The following is a 17,161-nucleotide window of genomic DNA, read 5'->3' as shown; positions in this document are numbered from 1 at the left end:
TATGAACTCCTTTGAATCTAATTTACAATCTTTCGTTGATGAATATAAATTAATTGATGAGACATGGAAGTCTTTTTGGAAAAACTATAATAGTTATATCATAGAAGATAAAGATGAAGCTCTTGAAATGGGAATGATTAATAAGGAATCAATAGTTCCAGATTTATATTCTATCGCATATAAAAAAATACGTGAAACAAAAGAAGTTATAGTTGTTACAATTGAAATCCATGATACTTCTTATCGTTATTTGGGATACTATGATGCGGTTTATAACATCAACGGTGAGTTTGAGGACGATTTCTTTGTTATAAAATGAAGAAATATCTTCGTTCTTAATAATTTTGCATTTTATATTATTTTCGTATGTTTTATTTTCAGCGGACTCTTATGAGTCCGCTTTTTTCTTGACAAAACAGTGAGAATATGGCAAAATAATAATATCCTGATTTCAGAAAGGAGCTCTTATGGGTACATGGGGCACAGGCATATTTCAGAATGACATCGGAGACGATATAAAAACAGCATACGTAAACAAGCTAAAACTCGGCAGAAGCAATGAAGAAGCATTGAATGAATTGCTGTCCGAAAATCAGGAACTGCTGAAGGATACAGAAGATTCCTGCGATTTCTGGTTGGCATTGTCGTCTGTAATGTCAGACTACGGTAGATTGACAGAAGAAGTCAAAAACAAAGCATTGGATGTGCTTGACTCGGAAAATGAAATGAGCAGGTGGTCAGGTGCAGAGCTTAATAAAAGAAAAAAAGAGCTTGACAAGCTGAGAGAAAAACTGCTTTCCGAACCTAAGCCCGAAAAAAAGGTAACTGTACCGAAGAAATACGTAACGAGCTGGTCGGCAAACGAGATATACTATGCCAAGGTTTCGGATATATGCAAGTCGGATAAGGAAGGCTTCATAGTATTTTTAGTACATGACATTATAGAATATGATGTCAGGTTGGAAGGACTCGGAGACACGCTTCCTGTTACATATCTTAAGTATGTAAAAACAAAACCGGAAAGTATTGAGGATACGGATAATGAGCCGTTTATGCCATGTTATTCTGTAAGGGATGATGCAGCATATAAATTCCTCTGGCTTAGCAATGGCTTGAAAAAGGCAGAGTCGAAGGCCGTTCTCCTTGGCAGGAGGGATTTTTCAAGACCTGACGGAGGCGGAAAAATGTCTTTTGATGACAGGCTGCGTTCAATGATGTATATTGAAAGAATTAATGATATGATCTAAAGTATCAAGCGGACTCTTATGAGTCCGCTTTTTTTACTGCACAGAAAGATAATGATATTATCAATACATAAAATATACATATTATTTTGTGTATCATGCTATATTCAGCTTCTGCCAATTATTCATATCATACAATAAACATACTGAGATTTCGTTACCGCATAAAGCGGTTTTTCGTTGATTTTTCGTCAGGGATTATGCTATAATTAGTGTATACTTAATAACTGCACCGTCAGAAGGTTATTGATCAGTGTAAACGATTACAGAGAGGGGTAATCCTATGAGTTTTACAAAAAAGATCGTAAGTCTCGTTTCGGCAGCTTCAATGGCTTCGGCACTTGTCTCGGCAGTTCCTTCTGTGTATGCGGAGGACAGCTCGGCTCTGCTGATAAACGAGATATGCACTCAGAACAAGACATCTTATACCGACAGCTACGGTAAGGCATCAGACTGGATAGAGCTTCTCAACGCAGGAAGTTCCGCAATGGACATAAGCGGTTACGGATTGTCCGACGATCCTGCCGCAGGAGCCGTTTTTTCATTCCCATCGGGTACAGTTCTCGGAGCAGGTCAGCGTATACTTGTGATAGCTTCAAAGGAGCCATCAGATGGCAGCGAGCTTCATACGGGCTTTTCTCTGAGCAAATCGGGAGATACGGTAATACTCTATGATAAAAGCGGAAATGCTGTTCAGACCGTGGAGATCCCTTCACTGAAGGAAGATGAGACCTACGGCAGAGCTCCCGACGGAGGCAGCAGCTTTGCTAAGATGGAGGCTACTCCATTGGCTGAGAACAAAAGCGCAGTTGCCGAGCCCGTATTCTCAATGACTTCCGGTTTTTACGGAAATACTGACAATCTTGCGCTGTCGCTGAGCTCTGAGGATACCATATACTATACCCTTGACAGTACCGATCCCACCACCTCGGAGACCGCAAAGGTGTATTCTGCTGATATTCCGCTCTATGACAGGAGCTCGGAGCCCAATGTGTACAGCAAGTATCAGCATGACAATACGGCGCAGTCCATAATACTTTCCACCAATTACAAAGCAAGCAGTGCGCTGTTTGACAAGGCGACCGTAGTTCGTGCGGCGGCAAAGTCTGCGGACGGAAGGTTCAGTCCCGTAGTTACAAATACCTATTTTGTTATGCCTCAGGACAAGCTGAAATTCTATACGGATATACCCGTGGTATCTATGGTGACCGATCCGGACAATCTCTTTGATCCTGATAAGGGCATATATGTATGCGGAAACCAGTTCCTTGAATGGAAAAAGAATAATCCCGGAGCTTTCAAGAGCGAGTGGGATGCGGATAATGTTGCCAATTTCTTCTCGAAGGGCAAAGCGTGGGAACGTCCCGCAAGCATTACCCTTTTTGAGAACGGTGAGCTCGGATTCTCACAGGAAATGGGCATACGCATCAAGGGCGCTTCCACAAGGAACAGTCAGTCAAAGAGCTTCAATATCTTTGCAAGGAGCGAGTACGGCGATTCCAAGCTGAATTATACCCTCCTTGAGGATAATGTCTCAAAGATAACGGGAAAGAAAGTGAAGAAGTACGATTCCTTCAGTCTCCGTGCAGTGGGCTGGGTTGACCGTATGCGTGAGCTGGCGGTTACGGATCCGCTGAAAAAGCTGGACGATCTGGCTACCTATGACAGCAGAAGATGTATGCTCTTTATTGACGGCGAGCTCTGGGGTATGTACGACCTTATGGAGAAGTGCTCCGATTACTATATACAGTCCAATTATGATATACCTGCCGAAAATGCTGCCATAATCAAGAACGGCGAGCTTGAGGAGGGAACAGATGCGGACTATGACGAGATAGAAGATATAAGCGATTACTGCGAGAAAAATGACCTCAGCAGGAAGGAAGCCTATGAGTATGTTGCTTCCAGAATAGATATTGACAGTATCATTCTTCATTACTGCGCAGGCCTTTACCTCGGAACGTGGGACTGGCCAAACTATAACTATATGATGTGGAAAAACAAGGGTGAGCCCATAGAGGGAAACCCTTACAGTGACGGAAAATGGCGCTTCGGTACATTTGACCTTGACTATTCCGCAGGCCTTACCTATGCCAGCTTCGGCGGAGTGCAGGGGTATGCCCATGATTCCTTCAGGAAGATGGACAAGTCAGTGAATGATACTCCTACGACCATATTCCATGCCCTGCTGGATAATGAAGAGTTCAGGAACAGATTTGCCGCCACATTCTCTTCCTTTGCCACAGATGTTTACGAGCCCGAAAAAATGGTCGCTATAATCGACAGTCAGGAACAGCAGTATATGCCCTATATGGTCATGATGAGCTGGCGCTGGAACAGCGGTACTCCCAAGAAGGATTACAGCGGTTATTCGGCTGATGAGACAGCTTATTACCACAAGGAGCTCAATACCATGAGGGATTTCTTCAGGAACCGTCCCGAGTACGCTATGAAGTTCATGAAGGAGTATCTGGGCTTGAGCAGTGAGACCGCTTTCCTTACTGTAAAAGCGGATAAGGGCGGTACAGTGAAGCTTAACGGCAGTATCCTCAGCCTTTCCGATGGCAAATGGGCGGGAAGCCTGAAAAAGGGTGATAAGGTCACGGTAAGCGCTGCGCCGGATACAGGCTATACCTTCGGTGGCTGGACAGGTGCGGTGACTTCCTCTGATACTGAGATAAGCTTTACCGTTCAGAATGATTCCGTTATCAGCTGTGCCTTTATGAGAAACTCCTTTGAAAAGGGTGATCTTAATTCCGACGGTTCGGTCAGCGTGGCTGATATGCTGCTCCTTCAGAAGCATATCCTCGGTAATCAGAGCTTTGATGAGGAGATCTGGAACAGAGCGGATATGGACGGGGACAGCTGTGTGGATTCCCTTGATATGGTGCTGCTCAGGAAAAAGGTGATCGCTGGCAGATAATGCCGTGGAGGAGATCATCTGCGTACATCTTTCTGTATAAGGGGCAAAAACAGATGAAATTCAACGGAAAAACATTGAATTTCAGAATAAAAAAATTTCGGTTCTGTGTTTTGCATAAAATAAAGCGTCTGCATTTGTGAATTATCACTATGCAGACGCTTTTTTGCCGTTATGAATCTTGTGGCATCTTGATCTATTTGTGCCACTTGCTGTTGAGGAAGTCTATCCTGCTTCTCAGCCAGTTTGCAAGGAATTCAGCCGCTTCTGCTTCGTTATGGCAGTTTGCGGCAGGCTCGGAGAGCTCGTTGACAAAATCAAAATTGATGATGATATTGTTCCACTTGTCGTAGTTCTTTGTGAATTCTTCCTCGAGAGACGCGCTGGTATTCTCTATCAGCTGACAGGTGCGGTCGAATACTCCGTCGTCATATGCTATGGTCCATGTTTCCTTTATTATGTCCTGATACCAGTCCTCATAGGCAAGAACCGTCAGCCAGGGATTGACTGTTTCATACATTCCGTTGCCGGAGGGACCGCCGTCCACGTCGGGTACAAGGCCCGATGCGTAGAAGCCCGTTCCGTCAATACATCTGTCCTTGTTTCCCATTGACGAGTCAAAGTCCCAGGGAGCCTGGAAGGTGAGCTTCTTGTTGCCGTCTGCTCCGAAATCGGCGGTCATATAGAAGCTTGACCAGTATATATCCGCGTCGCAGGTCAGATCGCTGATGATATACATATCCGCAAGGGACTGTATGTCCACAACGTTTTCTACTGCCTGCTGAGGTGTGACTGAGGTGCTTTCGCTGATGGTCTTGTAATCCTTGTCGAAAACGAATGCCTTATGGTTGTAGGCTGCCTCATACATTATATTATATACGTTGTTTACGAAGTTTTCGATGAAATCATGCTGATCCTGAGAATATATGCTGCTCTTCAGAGTGATGCCAAGCTCTCTTTTGGGATCCATGAAGGAGGTCGGCTGTACCGTTACTCCCTCGCCCTTATACTCTGTGTCGCTGAAGGGGGTCAGAGGTGCATTGTCATGGAGACCGAGCCTGAAGCTGTGAAGCTCGTCTTCGTTGTAGAAGTAGCCGTCATATTCCATGAAATAGCCTATGTCCGTGCCCTGATAGTCCTTTTCGGGATCTGTGATGTTTATTCTGCCCTCGTTTACCTGCTGCATATCCGAAAGCAGGTACATACCGTAGTATTCGCCGTTTATCTCTACCTGCACGAAGTCGCAGTCTGCTGCGAAGAGCCCGTCTTTGCCAAGGATCTCACGGGAAGCATAGAGTGCGGCCTTGTTTCTCAGCATGGAGGCGTCCTTATATTCCGCAAGGAGCAGCCAGTTCCGGAAGGCTGTTCCGCCGTTGAGCCCGAGAAGGCTCTGCTTTTCGTTGAATTTGAGCCTCAGAGGCTTCTTGTCGTAATTGGTGGTCCAGTTGCCTCTGACCTTGACCTGTGCGTCGGCAGGCTCAAGAAGTGTTTTTCCACTGCCGTCCTTCAGTGTGACGGTACACTCTTCATAATAGGGCTCGGGAGGCATTTCGTAGTCGGGAGTCCATGAAGCTATGGCTTCGGCAACGTGCTTTGCCACAGGCTTTTTCACGAAGTCCATGACATCTGCGTCCTTGCTCTTTGTCTCTATTGAAAGAACGGGGAGCACAGAGGTCTCTGCTGAGGGGACAGACTGTGCGGAGGAGCTGCTGTCTATTTTTGAGCCTGTTCCTGATTTAGTTGATTTTGATGTGCAGCCGAACAGCATGACAGCTGCCATAGCTGCCGAAAGACATTTAAGTGCATTGTTCATAGCGGTTTCCTTTCATGCAAGCCTCTTTTCAGAATGTCAGGCCTTTGCAGAAGACCTTCATCATCTCGTTTGTAAGGCTGTAATTGTCGGGCTGGAGCTCGATCTCGTCCTTGCTCAGCCATTCTGCATATTTAAGCTCCGAGGCGTCCATCTTAATGTCACAGCTGCCGTCGGCTTCACAGAAGAATCCCATAAGAATATCACTGGCGGGACCCCAGGGCTGTGATCTGTAGTAGCGTATATTCTTTACCTTCAGTCCTGTTTCCTCCATGACCTCTCTCTCCACGGTCTGCTCCAGCGTCTCGCCGATCTCGGTGAAGCCTGCCACAAGGGCATTATGGGCATAGCCCACGCGGTAGCGGGTGATAAGTATCTTATCGCCGTGGACTACTCCGATTATTACCGCGGGATTTATCCTCGGATATATTGTGTTTCCGCAATCGGGACAGACCATTGCGCGTTCACGTCCGCTGTGTGCTGTCCTGCTGCCGCATACGCCGCAGAAGCGGGATGAATCGTACCATTTCCAGAGATGATATGCCGTAAAGGCTGCAAAAATGCTGCGTGATGTGCTGAGAGCAAGTCCGCGCAGCTCCTTTACCGTCATATATCCGTACTGCCCGAAGGGCTCTGTATCCTTGCCGAATGACAGAAAGTATCTGTCATTGTCCACCGAGAAAAGATACTCGGTTTCGGGAATTTCATCAAGCTCCTTCATCTTTGGGAAAACGATGTCTTTTTTGTCGCTGTCGAAGTATGTGAGAAGAGCGCCGTTCCTGAATATCATTATGAAGCTGTCAGCATCGGCGGTCTCTTTTTTGTATGCGTTGTTAAGTCTGCTCGGAAATATGTCCTGTATCATCTGATGACCTCGTTTCGAAATGTTTATTTATTCAATTATAGCATATATATTGTGCTTTTTCAAGTCAAAATACGCGGTATCTTGACCAATTCTCTTTTATGAGATATAATATTTATATAAAAAGGTTATACGGAGAAGGTATTATGGAAAAAGTACGCAGACATATCATCTTTTACGGCTATGTTCAGGGAGTAGGCTTTCGCTGGAAGGCTTTGCATACTGCTCGTAGGTTCGGTATAAGCGGCTGGGTGAGAAATCTTGACGACGGCTCTGTCGAGATGGAGGCAGAGGGCTTATCAGGGGACATCGAGGACCTTATCGCTGCCATGGAAAACCATTCATGGGGCAGTGTGGAGCGGATAAGCTCTGAGGATATCCCGCTTCACGGAGACTATGAGTTTGAAGTGAGGTAGGGCCATTTGTTTCGATATTTGACTTTTGACGGTTAAGGTGATATAATATTTAAAAAAACATATAAAGGAGCAACTTATATAAATGAAAAAAATATCAGTTATAATCACTGCCGCTGTTATGGCTGCTGCATTGTTTTCGTGCAGCATGGCGGAAGATGATGACAAGGTAAGCGGGACAGGTTCTGTTGCAGAGGTCTCAACCGAATCTGTGACTGAGTCTTCCGAAGCACCCTCGGAAATAAGTATCAGCACAGAGGACGAGAGTATACCTTCATTCAGACTGCCCTTCAAGGCTGAGGATTTTGACGGCATAATCGACGGTCTGTCTGTTGCTGTCGGCGGTTCGGATATTATCCAGAAGGGAACTGTGGACGGCATGAATTACAGCATTACATTCCAGCTGGGAAAATGGCACAGGTATACTTCCAACGATCAGATCGTCACTCTTTCAAAGCTCTTCTGGCAGTGCTATCCGAAAATGTACAAAAGATTCGGCTTTGTGAAGGGATCTCCAACAGATGTTTCCATCGCTGTCGAGGATGATGATTATGCGATCTCATGGACCTCGGGGACTCATATACATCTGAATGACAGATGGCTGGGAGAGAATAAGACCGATTTCGACTGCATCACCCATGAGCTCGTTCATGTCATCCAGAACGGCTGGGATGAGGCTTATCTCGAGTACGGTGCATATATAGAGCGCTTTGCGGATTATTGCAGATTCCTCTATGCTATGGATAACGGCTACTATAACGACGCCTGCTGGGATCTCTGGACTCCTGAGGTGGAGAACAACCGTGAAACCTCCGTCAGATTCATGGTGTGGCTGGATTATTTCTACTCAACACCCGATAATGACCTGATGAAGAAATTCTTTACGGTGTGCAGCGAGTACAAGTACCCTGCCGCTGAATGGGACGCTGCATGGACTGAGATACTTTCAGGCTCGGAGCTGGAAGGCCATGACATAGATGATATATGGCAAATGTATACCTCCTCTGATTTTGCAAAGCTTAAATCTGAGGTCAGAAATGAAGGCGAAGTATCTGAGCTTCTGAATGCGTATGACATAAGAGGCAAGCTTACAGATTGATATAAGTGAAAAAAGCCCTGAGGCAGTTTCATTACCTGCTTCAGGGCTGTTATTATATAAGCTTTGCCATAAGGCCGCGGCAGCCTTCCAGAATATCATTGTATGCAGCTGTAAAATCTTTGCTGTACCACGGATCGGATACGTCGTCGCTCCTGCCTGCAAAGGTGAGGAGCTTATATATCTTCTCTTCGGGATCACTACCGAAAATACGGTTCATGCCGCGGATATTGGAGGTGTCCATGCCTATGAAGTAATCATAGCTGTCATAGTCGGAGCGCTTCAGCTGAACGGCGCTTTTTCCCGAGCAGCTTATGCCGTGCTTTGCAAGCTCGGCTCTTGCGGGCGGATATACGGGATTGCCCAGCTCCTCGGAACTTACAGCACATGAGGCAATATAAATATCATCGCCTATGCCGTTTTCGCAGGCAAGCTTCTTCATTATAAATTCTGCCATGGGGGAGCGGCATATATTGCCGTGGCATACGAACATTATTTTTATCATACGTTTTTTCTCTCCGATTTGCTTTGTATTGCCGTATTTTGCGCGGTATATCGCGGCTTATTTTTCTTACTACCAATTTGGCAGAACGGGGCGAAAACTACAAAACGCGGCAAGTTTTTGCAAACTGCGGACATCGTTAGTAGTAAAATAGTAGTAGAAATCGGGGTGTTTTACTACTAAGGATTTTTGCGCGTGTTCCGGATAATCGCCGGTTGTTTTTTTAGCTGTTTAGTTCTGCTTCACATCAAGCTGCTCACCGAGAATCGCTGTTGCAAAGTGGGTGGTGATGAGTGCGACCTCCAGATCCGATCTGATTTCTTAATGCCCTTCGATATTATCAGCGAATGGTGCACGCTTACGCAGGAAGAAAAGATACTCTCCTGCTTTGTTCGTTTCTTCGACATAGCAGCTCAGATCGTTCCATTCATAAGTGTCATCCATTTTATCACGCACATCAGACAGAGAAAGATTTGATGTAAAAGTGATCTGTGTCAGACAGTCTACATGATTTCCCGTACCTGTAGTATTGCCTGTCTGCGATTCGACAGAAATGATCTCGGTATTGGGGATTGCATCAACAATGTCATGGCGCAAACGGTTTGTCTGGATACAGGTCGAGGCGTGATTGATGATCATACCGAAGATTTCAAACAATATCAGAAACAGTGGGACGGCAAGGATGCCGATCAAAACCTTTTTCATCGTTTTCATAATAACCACCTAAAACAGAAATGTTTTTGCAACAAAGCATTCATAATTCCATTGAATGCGTTTTCATGCCATATCATTATACCATAATCCTTCCATTTCATCAAGTCAAAACGGGCAAAAAAAAACGGCTCACTTCAAGTGAGCCGCAGCCGGAAGCATATCATACTGCTTCATCCTTTGTTCTGTTCATCTCCTGACGGGCGTTCTGGACTTCCTCCATGCGGTGAAGCTCCGCAGCAGCGTCCTCCAGCCCCAGATGCGTATAAACGTCAAGCGTAACGCCGATTTCGCTATGCCCCATCAGATATTGCAGTGTTTTCGGGTTCATACCTGCCTTCGCTTGATTGCTGCAGTAGGTATGGCGGCAGACGTGAGGAGTAATATTCGGCATCTGCACCCGATAAATCTCGTTGTACTTGCTGACCATGCGGTTGAAGCGATGTTCCCAATGCAGCGCTACCAACGGCATACCTTCATCGTCGAAGTACAGGAAACCGCAGTATCCGTCCACAAACTTTTCCTTCTTCGGTTTGCCCCTGTCCTCGATGATTGCCTGAAAGCACCGGGCGTCCTCCTCGGTGATCGGAATCTGCCGCTTACCGGCATTCGTCTTGGTAGTCTGTATCACATACTCCATGTCAGAAGTGCGCTGAAGCTGATGGTCGATATTGACGATATGCCTAAATAAGATTTTTTATGCATACGGATACTAAAACGAAGACTTCTTAGTATAAAGCATAATAAATAATATCTGTTTGCTTTATACGCCTTTGTATATTTGCACATTATGTTTTTAATTCAGCACAAAATGTACTATAAAGTCTCTTGACATACAGCGTAAAATACCATATAATTACGGTGTAATCGTGCACGAAATGTAATACATAATTTTTCAGGAGGTGGAAACCCATGAAGCATAATAAGCTGTTGTCCGGTCTGATAGCTCTCTTTCTGACGGCATCTGCCGTTCCGTATCAGGGAACTGATGTTCATGACGGCACAAAAGATGCTTCTCACAGAGGAGCAGACAAATTCACACTGACAGCTGCGGCGGCAGATAACTGTCAGATATTCCGTGAACAGGATCTGAAGAATTTTCAGAATTATTTGCTCGGAAAAAATACTGATGAAAACTTTGACGGAAAACAGTATGATCTTAATAATGATGGTGTATGGGATGTTTTTGACCTGTGTCAGATGAGAAAAAAGGTCGTATCCCATCAGCAGAGCGGTACATCGGAACTATATATCAACGAAGTATGCTCTACAAACAAAAAATCAATAAAGGCAGCTGATGGAACATCACCCGACTGGATCGAATTGTATAATGCGGGTGACAATGTCTGTGATCTCAGCGGAATCGGAGTTTCAGACGGTGACAAAAACCGTTACAAGTTCACATTTCCACAGGGAACGACGCTTGGCGTCGGTAAATATATCATCATTTTCTGTGATGATACCGACTCAGCAACAGGTGAGCTTCATGCTGCTTTTAAAATTAGCGCAACAGGAGAAACCATATACCTGACTTCACCTGACGGTACGGAGCTTGACAAGCTTGAGCTCCCTGAGCTTGATACTGATGTTACCTTCGGAAGAACCCCCGACGGCTCTGACAGTCTGGCATTACTGAAGCCCACACCCGGAGCTTCTAACAGCTCAGCTGAAGTGGTATACCGTGTTGAAAAGCCTGTATTCTCATCAGAAGGAGGCTTCTATGATTCTACATTCGATCTTGCTATTTCAGGCAGCAGCGGCTCCACTGTGCTTTATACACTTGACGGTTCGGATCCGCGCACCTCGGGTTCAGCAAAACAGTATCAGGGAAGTATCAGCATACGCAATAACTCCAATGATACCAATCAGCTCGCTTCGATCCGTGATATTTCTCTCAGAGGCTATGAGCCTCCGAATTTCGCAGTGGATAAGGGCATGGTAGTTAGAGCGGTATGCAGGGACAGCAACGGACTTTACAGCGACGTAGCAACAAACAGTTACTTTGTCGGAAAAAACGCCTCATATTACAAGGATATGAAAGTGCTTTCAATCTCCACTGACAGCAGTAATTTCTTTGATAAGGAAAAAGGTATATATATGATCGGTGATCAGTATTACCGCTGGAAGAACAGTGGCAGCTTTGATCCCAATCTTGATGTGGGAAGCAACGAAAATCCGACGAATTACAACTCGGAGGGCAAGGAATGGGAGCGCCCCTGCAATATACAAGTATTTGAACAGGGTAAGCTCAAGTTTACAGAAGATGTTGGAGTCCGCATAGCTGGAAACTGGTCTGCCGCATTCCCTCAAAAGAGCATGACGTTCTATGCACGCCGTGACTACGGTGCAAATAAAATGCAGTATGATTTCTTCGAGGGCGGTGCCACAGATATTGACGGCGCAAAGATCAAGGAATATAAAAAGGTAACTATCCGAAATGGCGGAAATGCTTATGATAACTGCCGTTTCCGTGATGACCTGAACCAGTCCCTCGCAGAAGGACTATCACTCGGTAAACAGGCAAAGCAGGATTATATTGTCTTCCTTGATGGAGAATTCTGGGGTACCTATTCAATGCAGGAAAAGCTTGACGAGAACTATCTTGAATCACATTATCATGTGGATTCCGACCGTATAACTACTGTAAAGAATGGTTACGAGTATTCGGGACTTGATTCGGCATATCAGGATTTCAAGCAGTTCTGGAACTGGGCTATGTCCGCAAATATGTCAGATCCTTCAAATTATAAAAGGGTATGCGATACTCTGGATATTAACGGCTTGATCGACTTTATCGCTTTTGAAAACTATATCGCAAACTGGGACTGCATTATTAATAGCAATAACTGGATGATATGGCGTTCAGACGAGAACGATAGCTCAAATCCATATATGGATGGTAAATGGCGTTTCCTGCTATTTGATACGGAGTATTCTTCAGGCTATGACGGACAGTGCTCATTCCGCCGTGACTGCTTCAAGGATATGGACAAATCAGGAAAAATCACCAGTATTTCCTCACTATTCAACAAGCTGATGAACAATAACGAATTCAAGCAGCAGTTTTATAGCCGATACAAGGAGATAATGAATGATAACTTCGATAATTCTAAGGTATCAGCAAAGATAGACTCATATGCTGCCGCAACAAAAGATGCTGTTAATGATACTTTCCGCAGATTTGGCATAAGTTCAAACTATGACAGTTGCATTAAAATGATCCGCAATTTCTACAAGAACAGAGCGAAATATGCAGAACACCATCTCAATCTCCTCTATGGAATAAATGATAACTGGCAGGACGATCCGAATATGATAGATCAGTTCGGCTGGAGCGTCTGGATGAATGATGGTGTCGGCTCTATCGAGTACAATGATGACGGAAGCATAACTGTCAATGTATCAAAGACAGGGCAGTATGCGCAGGTAAGCAGCAGCACAGTTTCACTTCAGGCAGGAAAGACCTACCGCATGACTTACAAGATCAGTACTTCACAGAACATAAACACTTATACGATGTTCCAGCAGGGCTACGGAGAGTATAAGAGCTATTCCTACCATGAGCATACGTTCACTCCTAACGTTCAGACTATCACTGACACAGTAACTATGACTCAGTCAGATGACAATGTCAAGTTCCTTATCGGACTGGATAAGGGAACCGGAATATATCGTATTTCTGATTTCTCACTTATTTGCATCAATTGATATGAAAAAACGGCACTTCTCTTTCTGAAGTGCCGTTTTTGATGCTATCATTATATTCACTTTTCAATGCCGATCGTTACAACTAACTTGAACTGGAACTCCAAGTAGTCATCATGGAAACAATATTTTTATTACTTACAAGAACAACAGCTCCCTCGCGGGAGCTGCTTCTTTTATATTGTTATACTTTATTTTTATCTATTCCTTATTCAAAACTTCAAGTAGACTGTTGAAGTAGTCATCTATCTTTTTATCGACCTGCTTGCGCTCGTCAGAGAACGTGTGCTGATATACTGATTTCAGAGTGGAGTTAGTAGACCAGCCCCCGCGTTCCATAGCGTACTTGTCAGGAATGTTAAGCATCAGCATAACGCTTGCTGATAAGTGGCGGAGATCGTGAAAGGTTATATGATAGCCGCGCTCTTCGAGCAGCTTATAGAACTTACTGCGAAGCGTTTGGTATTCCATCTGGACGATAAACTCGTCTTCCTTCTTATGAGGCACTGCCTCAATGAGTTGTTTTATGTAGTCTGGTACTGTCAGCCTCCTAGTTGACTTGTAGGTCTTATTAACATCGCGAACAATGTTGCGACCGTCGAAGTAAATGTTGCTGCGACAGACAGTAAGTACATTTCCATTTAGGTCGCGGAATTGCAATCCCCTCACTTCACTCATACGAAGTGACAGCCACATTGCAAGCAGGCAAGGCAGTTCAATATCTGTACCGCGAACCATACTCATTACCTGCTCCGCTGTGGGAAGATCCTTCAACTTTGGTTTTCTTGCCGGGCATGTAACACTCAGGACGGGAGCTATATCGTATAATTTCAATGCCGCACATACAAGATGAACGCCTTCTTTAATCGTTTTTGCACCTACCTTTGCAGCGCCTTCGTTTATGGCCTGCTGTACTGTATAGCTGTTAACCTCACTTACATCGAGCCGCATTAAGCTCTGTAAACGGTTTCTGCGAAGAATACCGTATCCTCTCAGTGTAGACGGTGCAAGCACGTTTTGCTTTGGGCGTTTCCTTGTCCTCAGTGTGTCAACTTGCTGAGTTACGTTAACTATGAAGACATTCTATAACTTACGACCGCCTGCGAGGCGGTCTCTTTTTTTATGCAATCGACAGTTTTCACCTAACCTCAATTATTTACCATATTGCTTCTGAAGCATCAACCAAGCAACTCCACCCAAATATTGTTAAATTCAATGTGTAAATAAGGTGATTACGGATTTTGAGCAACGCTCGAAGCATGAAGTATTCAAAATAGGTGGTTTTTGATACTATGCTACTATTACTTTTTCAAAAATCCGTAATTGATATGTACGGTGGTTGCATATCACTCTCGACTGAGAGTATGCCACAACCGCTTGAAAGATTCAAACAATAATCATTATATTACCATTAGGAATGAGAAAAGGGAGATTTGTAACCAGCATATGTTGTAACGTTCAGTTGGTTGCAGCAACGGTCACTCTCGTGATAGTTATACTCTCAGCAGATATAACAGCCGCCTCAAGCCATGCCGGCAACAGTAAAAAAGAAGCACCGCCCGTAGGCGGTATATTTATTATCACATATCAAAAAGTTTATCTGCTTCATCAAGGTCAAGAAGATAATACTTTCTGCCTTTTTGATGGTTTTCAATGAGCAGCGTATCAAGTATCAGCCTTAACCTGCTCCGTAATGAATTCTCTGAGAGTTAAAAAGATAAGAATGTGTGTTCACAAGAAGTTTACGATTTCAGCCGCACATTTTACCTTCCTCATACGTTAAAGCCTATAAGACTAAAGTACAATTATCTCTTGCATTCAGCGAGATATCGCTGTATAATGAAATAAAGCAGTTATATACTGTAAATCAGAAGAATGGCAGGTGAATATTATGAAATTCAAGAAGATAGCTGCTGCAATTGCCGCTGCTGCAACCGCAATTATCCCTTTTTCTGCAGATAATGCAGATGTGAGCAATACATCAAAAGTATATGCAGAAGAATTCATGACAGAAAGCTCTATTCCTGACTGGATACCCACAACCTTTGAGGAAGCTGTCAGCTTCCGCAATAAGTACGGTGCAACTCACATCGGTTCGGGAAATGAAAGCAATCTGATCTGTCTTGTTTTCAAAGAGCAGTATCGCAGCCAAGCAAGGTATGAGATAAAAACTTCAGGAGCATTGGTAACCGAATACTGCCATGATGTATTTGTTAATGAAGACATCGATGTTGCATATGAAGTTGTGGTATATAAAAGCGCATGGAAAACGCCGCCTGATTTCAAGGTCAAATTCAGTCGTGATTCTGTATTGCAGCAGGAATACTCCTTTACAAGTTTCGGAACGCAGGCTGTAGAAACCGATATCTACGGCTGGCTTCCCGACTGCATCGAGGAATACATGGAGTATGAAAGTATTAATTCCTGTATATCAGCAAAAGACAATTATGTTGTATTCTGCCTTGATACTGATATCGGTACAGGGCATTACTGGATCCTTAACCGTGAAAGTGATTATGATAGTACTGTCATATCGTCTCGGTGCTCAACAGATTGCAGTGAGGAAACAACCGAACCTCTGGACGGCGGTACAAAACATGAGATCCGGGTATTTCAGGCTGAAAAAGACGGGTATGCAAAGATAGCGTATGACTATACCGAAAATTACTTTATTTCCAATTCACCCACTGCAATAGAAAAGACATTACTTGCCGACTGTGTGGTTATAGATGATGCACAGACCGTACTGCTTAAGGGAAATATGAGATATACACTTGTTGACTATGATACCGGCAAGCCTATTTCTGTTCCCGAAGATGACGCTCCTTATATATGGACAAATGTAAGCTATGACACACCTGAAGGTGAGTGCATTATGAACCGTCAGCCATTCTGGCTTTATACAAATCCGGCAATTGACAAGAGCACAGGTTTTCACCTTGACGCAGATAATTTTTCATTCGGATTGAGTAATCCGCCAAAAGGATATTTGATCCCTGAAACGGCCGATCCTCATCCGAGATATGAAAATGGCAGAATAATCCCTGAAGATTATATGACCGTCACAAAATACGACAATGGAGCTGCCGATGTTGTAATAAAACTAAAAAGCCGTAAAAAGACCACATCATATTCAACAACTATCACTCTGTATGATAAGGATACGGGTGAACTGATCGGTATTCCTGAATGTGATGATGCGTTCCGCATTATGAAGGTCACTGCAAGCGGTAAAACAGAGTATTATGGTATAACGTCAAACCCCTGTACAGTCGATGATATAAACGTATACGATCCCGACAGCTATTATTACATCATATCTGATATGACCGGAGGCGGCTATTGCGAACCTGAGTTTGAAGTCGTAAATGAAGGGAACAACAAGGTCGAACTGTCATGCAAACTGGAATGGGTACCGAACGGTGATGTCAACGGAGATGGCTGTCTCACTGTTTCAGATGCTTTGATAATGCAAAAGTGGCTTCTTTCTGCGTCAGATATTACACTTACCAACTGGATGGCAGTTGATTTCTGCCGTGATAACAAGATAGATATATTTGACTTTGTAATGATGCGAAAAGAACTTATAAATCAGAATGCTGCAGAATATTTAGAACCTGATCACCGCAGCTTCGGCGGACCAATACGTACTGTTACAGATTATCTTAAATTATATCTTGGCCCGGATGAAAGCTATGAGTATGTAGCAATTATTTATAAAGGTACTCATCTCTCGGAATTAGGATATCAGGATAATAACGATAAATGGATATTTACCGAATACTGCGGTCAATATGGCTGGATCAGAACAGCAGAAGACGATGGCAAAACTCCGACGATCGTTTATGAGGTATACATGGATAAGCCAGTCATCTATCTCTATCCCGAGAAAGAGACC

The 17,161-nt window shown here is 44.1% G+C and carries 13 protein-coding genes; 7 read left to right on the top strand and 6 right to left on the bottom strand.

Going from position 1 to position 17,161, the window contains the following annotated elements:
• Position 1 precedes the first annotated feature (1 nt).
• The 3 genes from RF007C_RS01470 to RF007C_RS01460 all read left to right on the top strand — a co-directional run bounded on the left by RF007C_RS01470 (position 2) and on the right by RF007C_RS01460 (position 4,167).
• Positions 2-319 (top strand): hypothetical protein, encoded by a 318-nt coding sequence (locus RF007C_RS01470; protein ID WP_037296581.1) that lies wholly within the window; start codon positions 2-4, stop codon positions 317-319.
• A gap of 148 nt (positions 320-467) precedes the next feature.
• A complete protein-coding gene (locus RF007C_RS16185) occupies positions 468-1,247 on the top strand; it encodes a hypothetical protein (RefSeq protein ID WP_051456468.1) in 780 nt (259 codons plus the stop codon).
• A 280-nt stretch (positions 1,248-1,527) separates the two neighbouring features.
• Positions 1,528-4,167 (top strand): CotH kinase family protein, encoded by a 2,640-nt coding sequence (locus tag RF007C_RS01460; protein WP_037296580.1) that lies wholly within the window; start codon positions 1,528-1,530, stop codon positions 4,165-4,167.
• A 193-nt stretch (positions 4,168-4,360) separates the two neighbouring features.
• On the opposite strand, the gene RF007C_RS01455 is transcribed toward RF007C_RS01460, so the two are convergent.
• Positions 4,361-5,977 carry a CotH kinase family protein gene (locus RF007C_RS01455; protein ID WP_037296579.1) on the bottom strand — a complete coding sequence of 539 codons (1,617 nt, stop codon included), beginning with the start codon at positions 5,975-5,977 and terminating at the stop codon, positions 4,361-4,363.
• A 28-nt stretch (positions 5,978-6,005) separates the two neighbouring features.
• Entirely contained in the window at positions 6,006-6,839 is an 834-nt protein-coding gene (gene nudC / locus RF007C_RS01450; RefSeq protein WP_037296578.1) for an NAD(+) diphosphatase, read from the bottom strand.
• 143 nt (positions 6,840-6,982) lie between these two features.
• Here nudC and RF007C_RS01445 point away from each other — a divergent pair, with 143 nt between their 5' ends.
• Positions 6,983-7,252: an acylphosphatase gene (locus RF007C_RS01445; RefSeq protein ID WP_037296577.1), complete on the top strand. Its 270-nt coding sequence runs from the start codon at positions 6,983-6,985 to the stop codon at positions 7,250-7,252.
• An 82-nt stretch (positions 7,253-7,334) separates the two neighbouring features.
• Positions 7,335-8,348 carry a hypothetical protein gene (locus RF007C_RS01440; protein WP_037296576.1) on the top strand — a complete coding sequence of 338 codons (1,014 nt, stop codon included), beginning with the start codon at positions 7,335-7,337 and terminating at the stop codon, positions 8,346-8,348.
• Positions 8,349-8,400: 52 nt separating this feature from the next.
• Here the strand turns inward: RF007C_RS01440 and RF007C_RS01435 are convergent, their stop codons facing one another.
• The 3 genes from RF007C_RS01435 to RF007C_RS01425 all read right to left on the bottom strand — a co-directional run bounded on the left by RF007C_RS01435 (position 8,401) and on the right by RF007C_RS01425 (position 10,198).
• Positions 8,401-8,850 (bottom strand): low molecular weight protein-tyrosine-phosphatase, encoded by a 450-nt coding sequence (locus RF007C_RS01435; protein ID WP_037296575.1) that lies wholly within the window; start codon positions 8,848-8,850, stop codon positions 8,401-8,403.
• Positions 8,851-9,168: 318 nt separating this feature from the next.
• Positions 9,169-9,552 (bottom strand): hypothetical protein, encoded by a 384-nt coding sequence (locus tag RF007C_RS01430; RefSeq protein WP_152537125.1) that lies wholly within the window; start codon positions 9,550-9,552, stop codon positions 9,169-9,171.
• A 169-nt stretch (positions 9,553-9,721) separates the two neighbouring features.
• Positions 9,722-10,198: a tyrosine-type recombinase/integrase gene (locus RF007C_RS01425; protein ID WP_343203225.1), complete on the bottom strand. Its 477-nt coding sequence runs from the start codon at positions 10,196-10,198 to the stop codon at positions 9,722-9,724.
• A gap of 272 nt (positions 10,199-10,470) precedes the next feature.
• On the opposite strand from RF007C_RS01425, the gene RF007C_RS01420 reads away from it, so the two are divergent.
• Positions 10,471-13,266 carry a CotH kinase family protein gene (locus tag RF007C_RS01420; RefSeq protein WP_037296573.1) on the top strand — a complete coding sequence of 932 codons (2,796 nt, stop codon included), beginning with the start codon at positions 10,471-10,473 and terminating at the stop codon, positions 13,264-13,266.
• Positions 13,267-13,464: 198 nt separating this feature from the next.
• Here RF007C_RS01420 and RF007C_RS01415 read toward each other — a convergent pair whose 3' ends face one another.
• Complete coding sequence (locus tag RF007C_RS01415) at positions 13,465-14,214, bottom strand: site-specific integrase (protein WP_051456467.1); 750 nt, start codon at positions 14,212-14,214, stop codon at positions 13,465-13,467.
• A 940-nt stretch (positions 14,215-15,154) separates the two neighbouring features.
• Between RF007C_RS01415 and RF007C_RS01410 the strand changes: the two genes are divergently transcribed.
• On the top strand, positions 15,155-17,161 hold a 2,007-nt coding region (locus RF007C_RS01410; RefSeq protein ID WP_037296572.1), incomplete at its 3' end, for a dockerin type I repeat-containing protein.

This window comes from Ruminococcus flavefaciens 007c (genome assembly GCF_000571935.1).
GTDB lineage: Bacteria > Bacillota > Clostridia > Oscillospirales > Ruminococcaceae > Ruminococcus > Ruminococcus flavefaciens_F.
The sequence above is the reverse complement of the archived record's forward strand: the minus strand, read 5'-3'. Positions and strand labels throughout refer to the sequence as shown.

Excerpts from the sequence above, each read along its gene's own strand:
- RF007C_RS01425 (WP_343203225.1), bottom strand. The coding sequence starts at position 10,198 with ATGGAGTATGTGATACAGACTACCAAGACGAATGCCGGTAAGCGGCAG.
- RF007C_RS01455 (WP_037296579.1), bottom strand. The coding sequence starts at position 5,977 with ATGAACAATGCACTTAAATGTCTTTCGGCAGCTATGGCAGCTGTCATG.
- RF007C_RS01420 (WP_037296573.1), top strand. The coding sequence starts at position 10,471 with ATGAAGCATAATAAGCTGTTGTCCGGTCTGATAGCTCTCTTTCTGACG.
- RF007C_RS01460 (WP_037296580.1), top strand. The coding sequence starts at position 1,528 with ATGAGTTTTACAAAAAAGATCGTAAGTCTCGTTTCGGCAGCTTCAATG.
- RF007C_RS01430 (WP_152537125.1), bottom strand. The coding sequence starts at position 9,552 with ATGAAAAAGGTTTTGATCGGCATCCTTGCCGTCCCACTGTTTCTGATA.
- RF007C_RS01415 (WP_051456467.1), bottom strand. The coding sequence starts at position 14,214 with ATGCGGCTCGATGTAAGTGAGGTTAACAGCTATACAGTACAGCAGGCC.
- RF007C_RS01435 (WP_037296575.1), bottom strand. The coding sequence starts at position 8,850 with ATGATAAAAATAATGTTCGTATGCCACGGCAATATATGCCGCTCCCCC.
- RF007C_RS01440 (WP_037296576.1), top strand. The coding sequence starts at position 7,335 with ATGAAAAAAATATCAGTTATAATCACTGCCGCTGTTATGGCTGCTGCA.
- RF007C_RS01470 (WP_037296581.1), top strand. The coding sequence starts at position 2 with ATGAACTCCTTTGAATCTAATTTACAATCTTTCGTTGATGAATATAAA.
- RF007C_RS01445 (WP_037296577.1), top strand. The coding sequence starts at position 6,983 with ATGGAAAAAGTACGCAGACATATCATCTTTTACGGCTATGTTCAGGGA.
- RF007C_RS16185 (WP_051456468.1), top strand. The coding sequence starts at position 468 with ATGGGTACATGGGGCACAGGCATATTTCAGAATGACATCGGAGACGAT.
- nudC (WP_037296578.1), bottom strand. The coding sequence starts at position 6,839 with ATGATACAGGACATATTTCCGAGCAGACTTAACAACGCATACAAAAAA.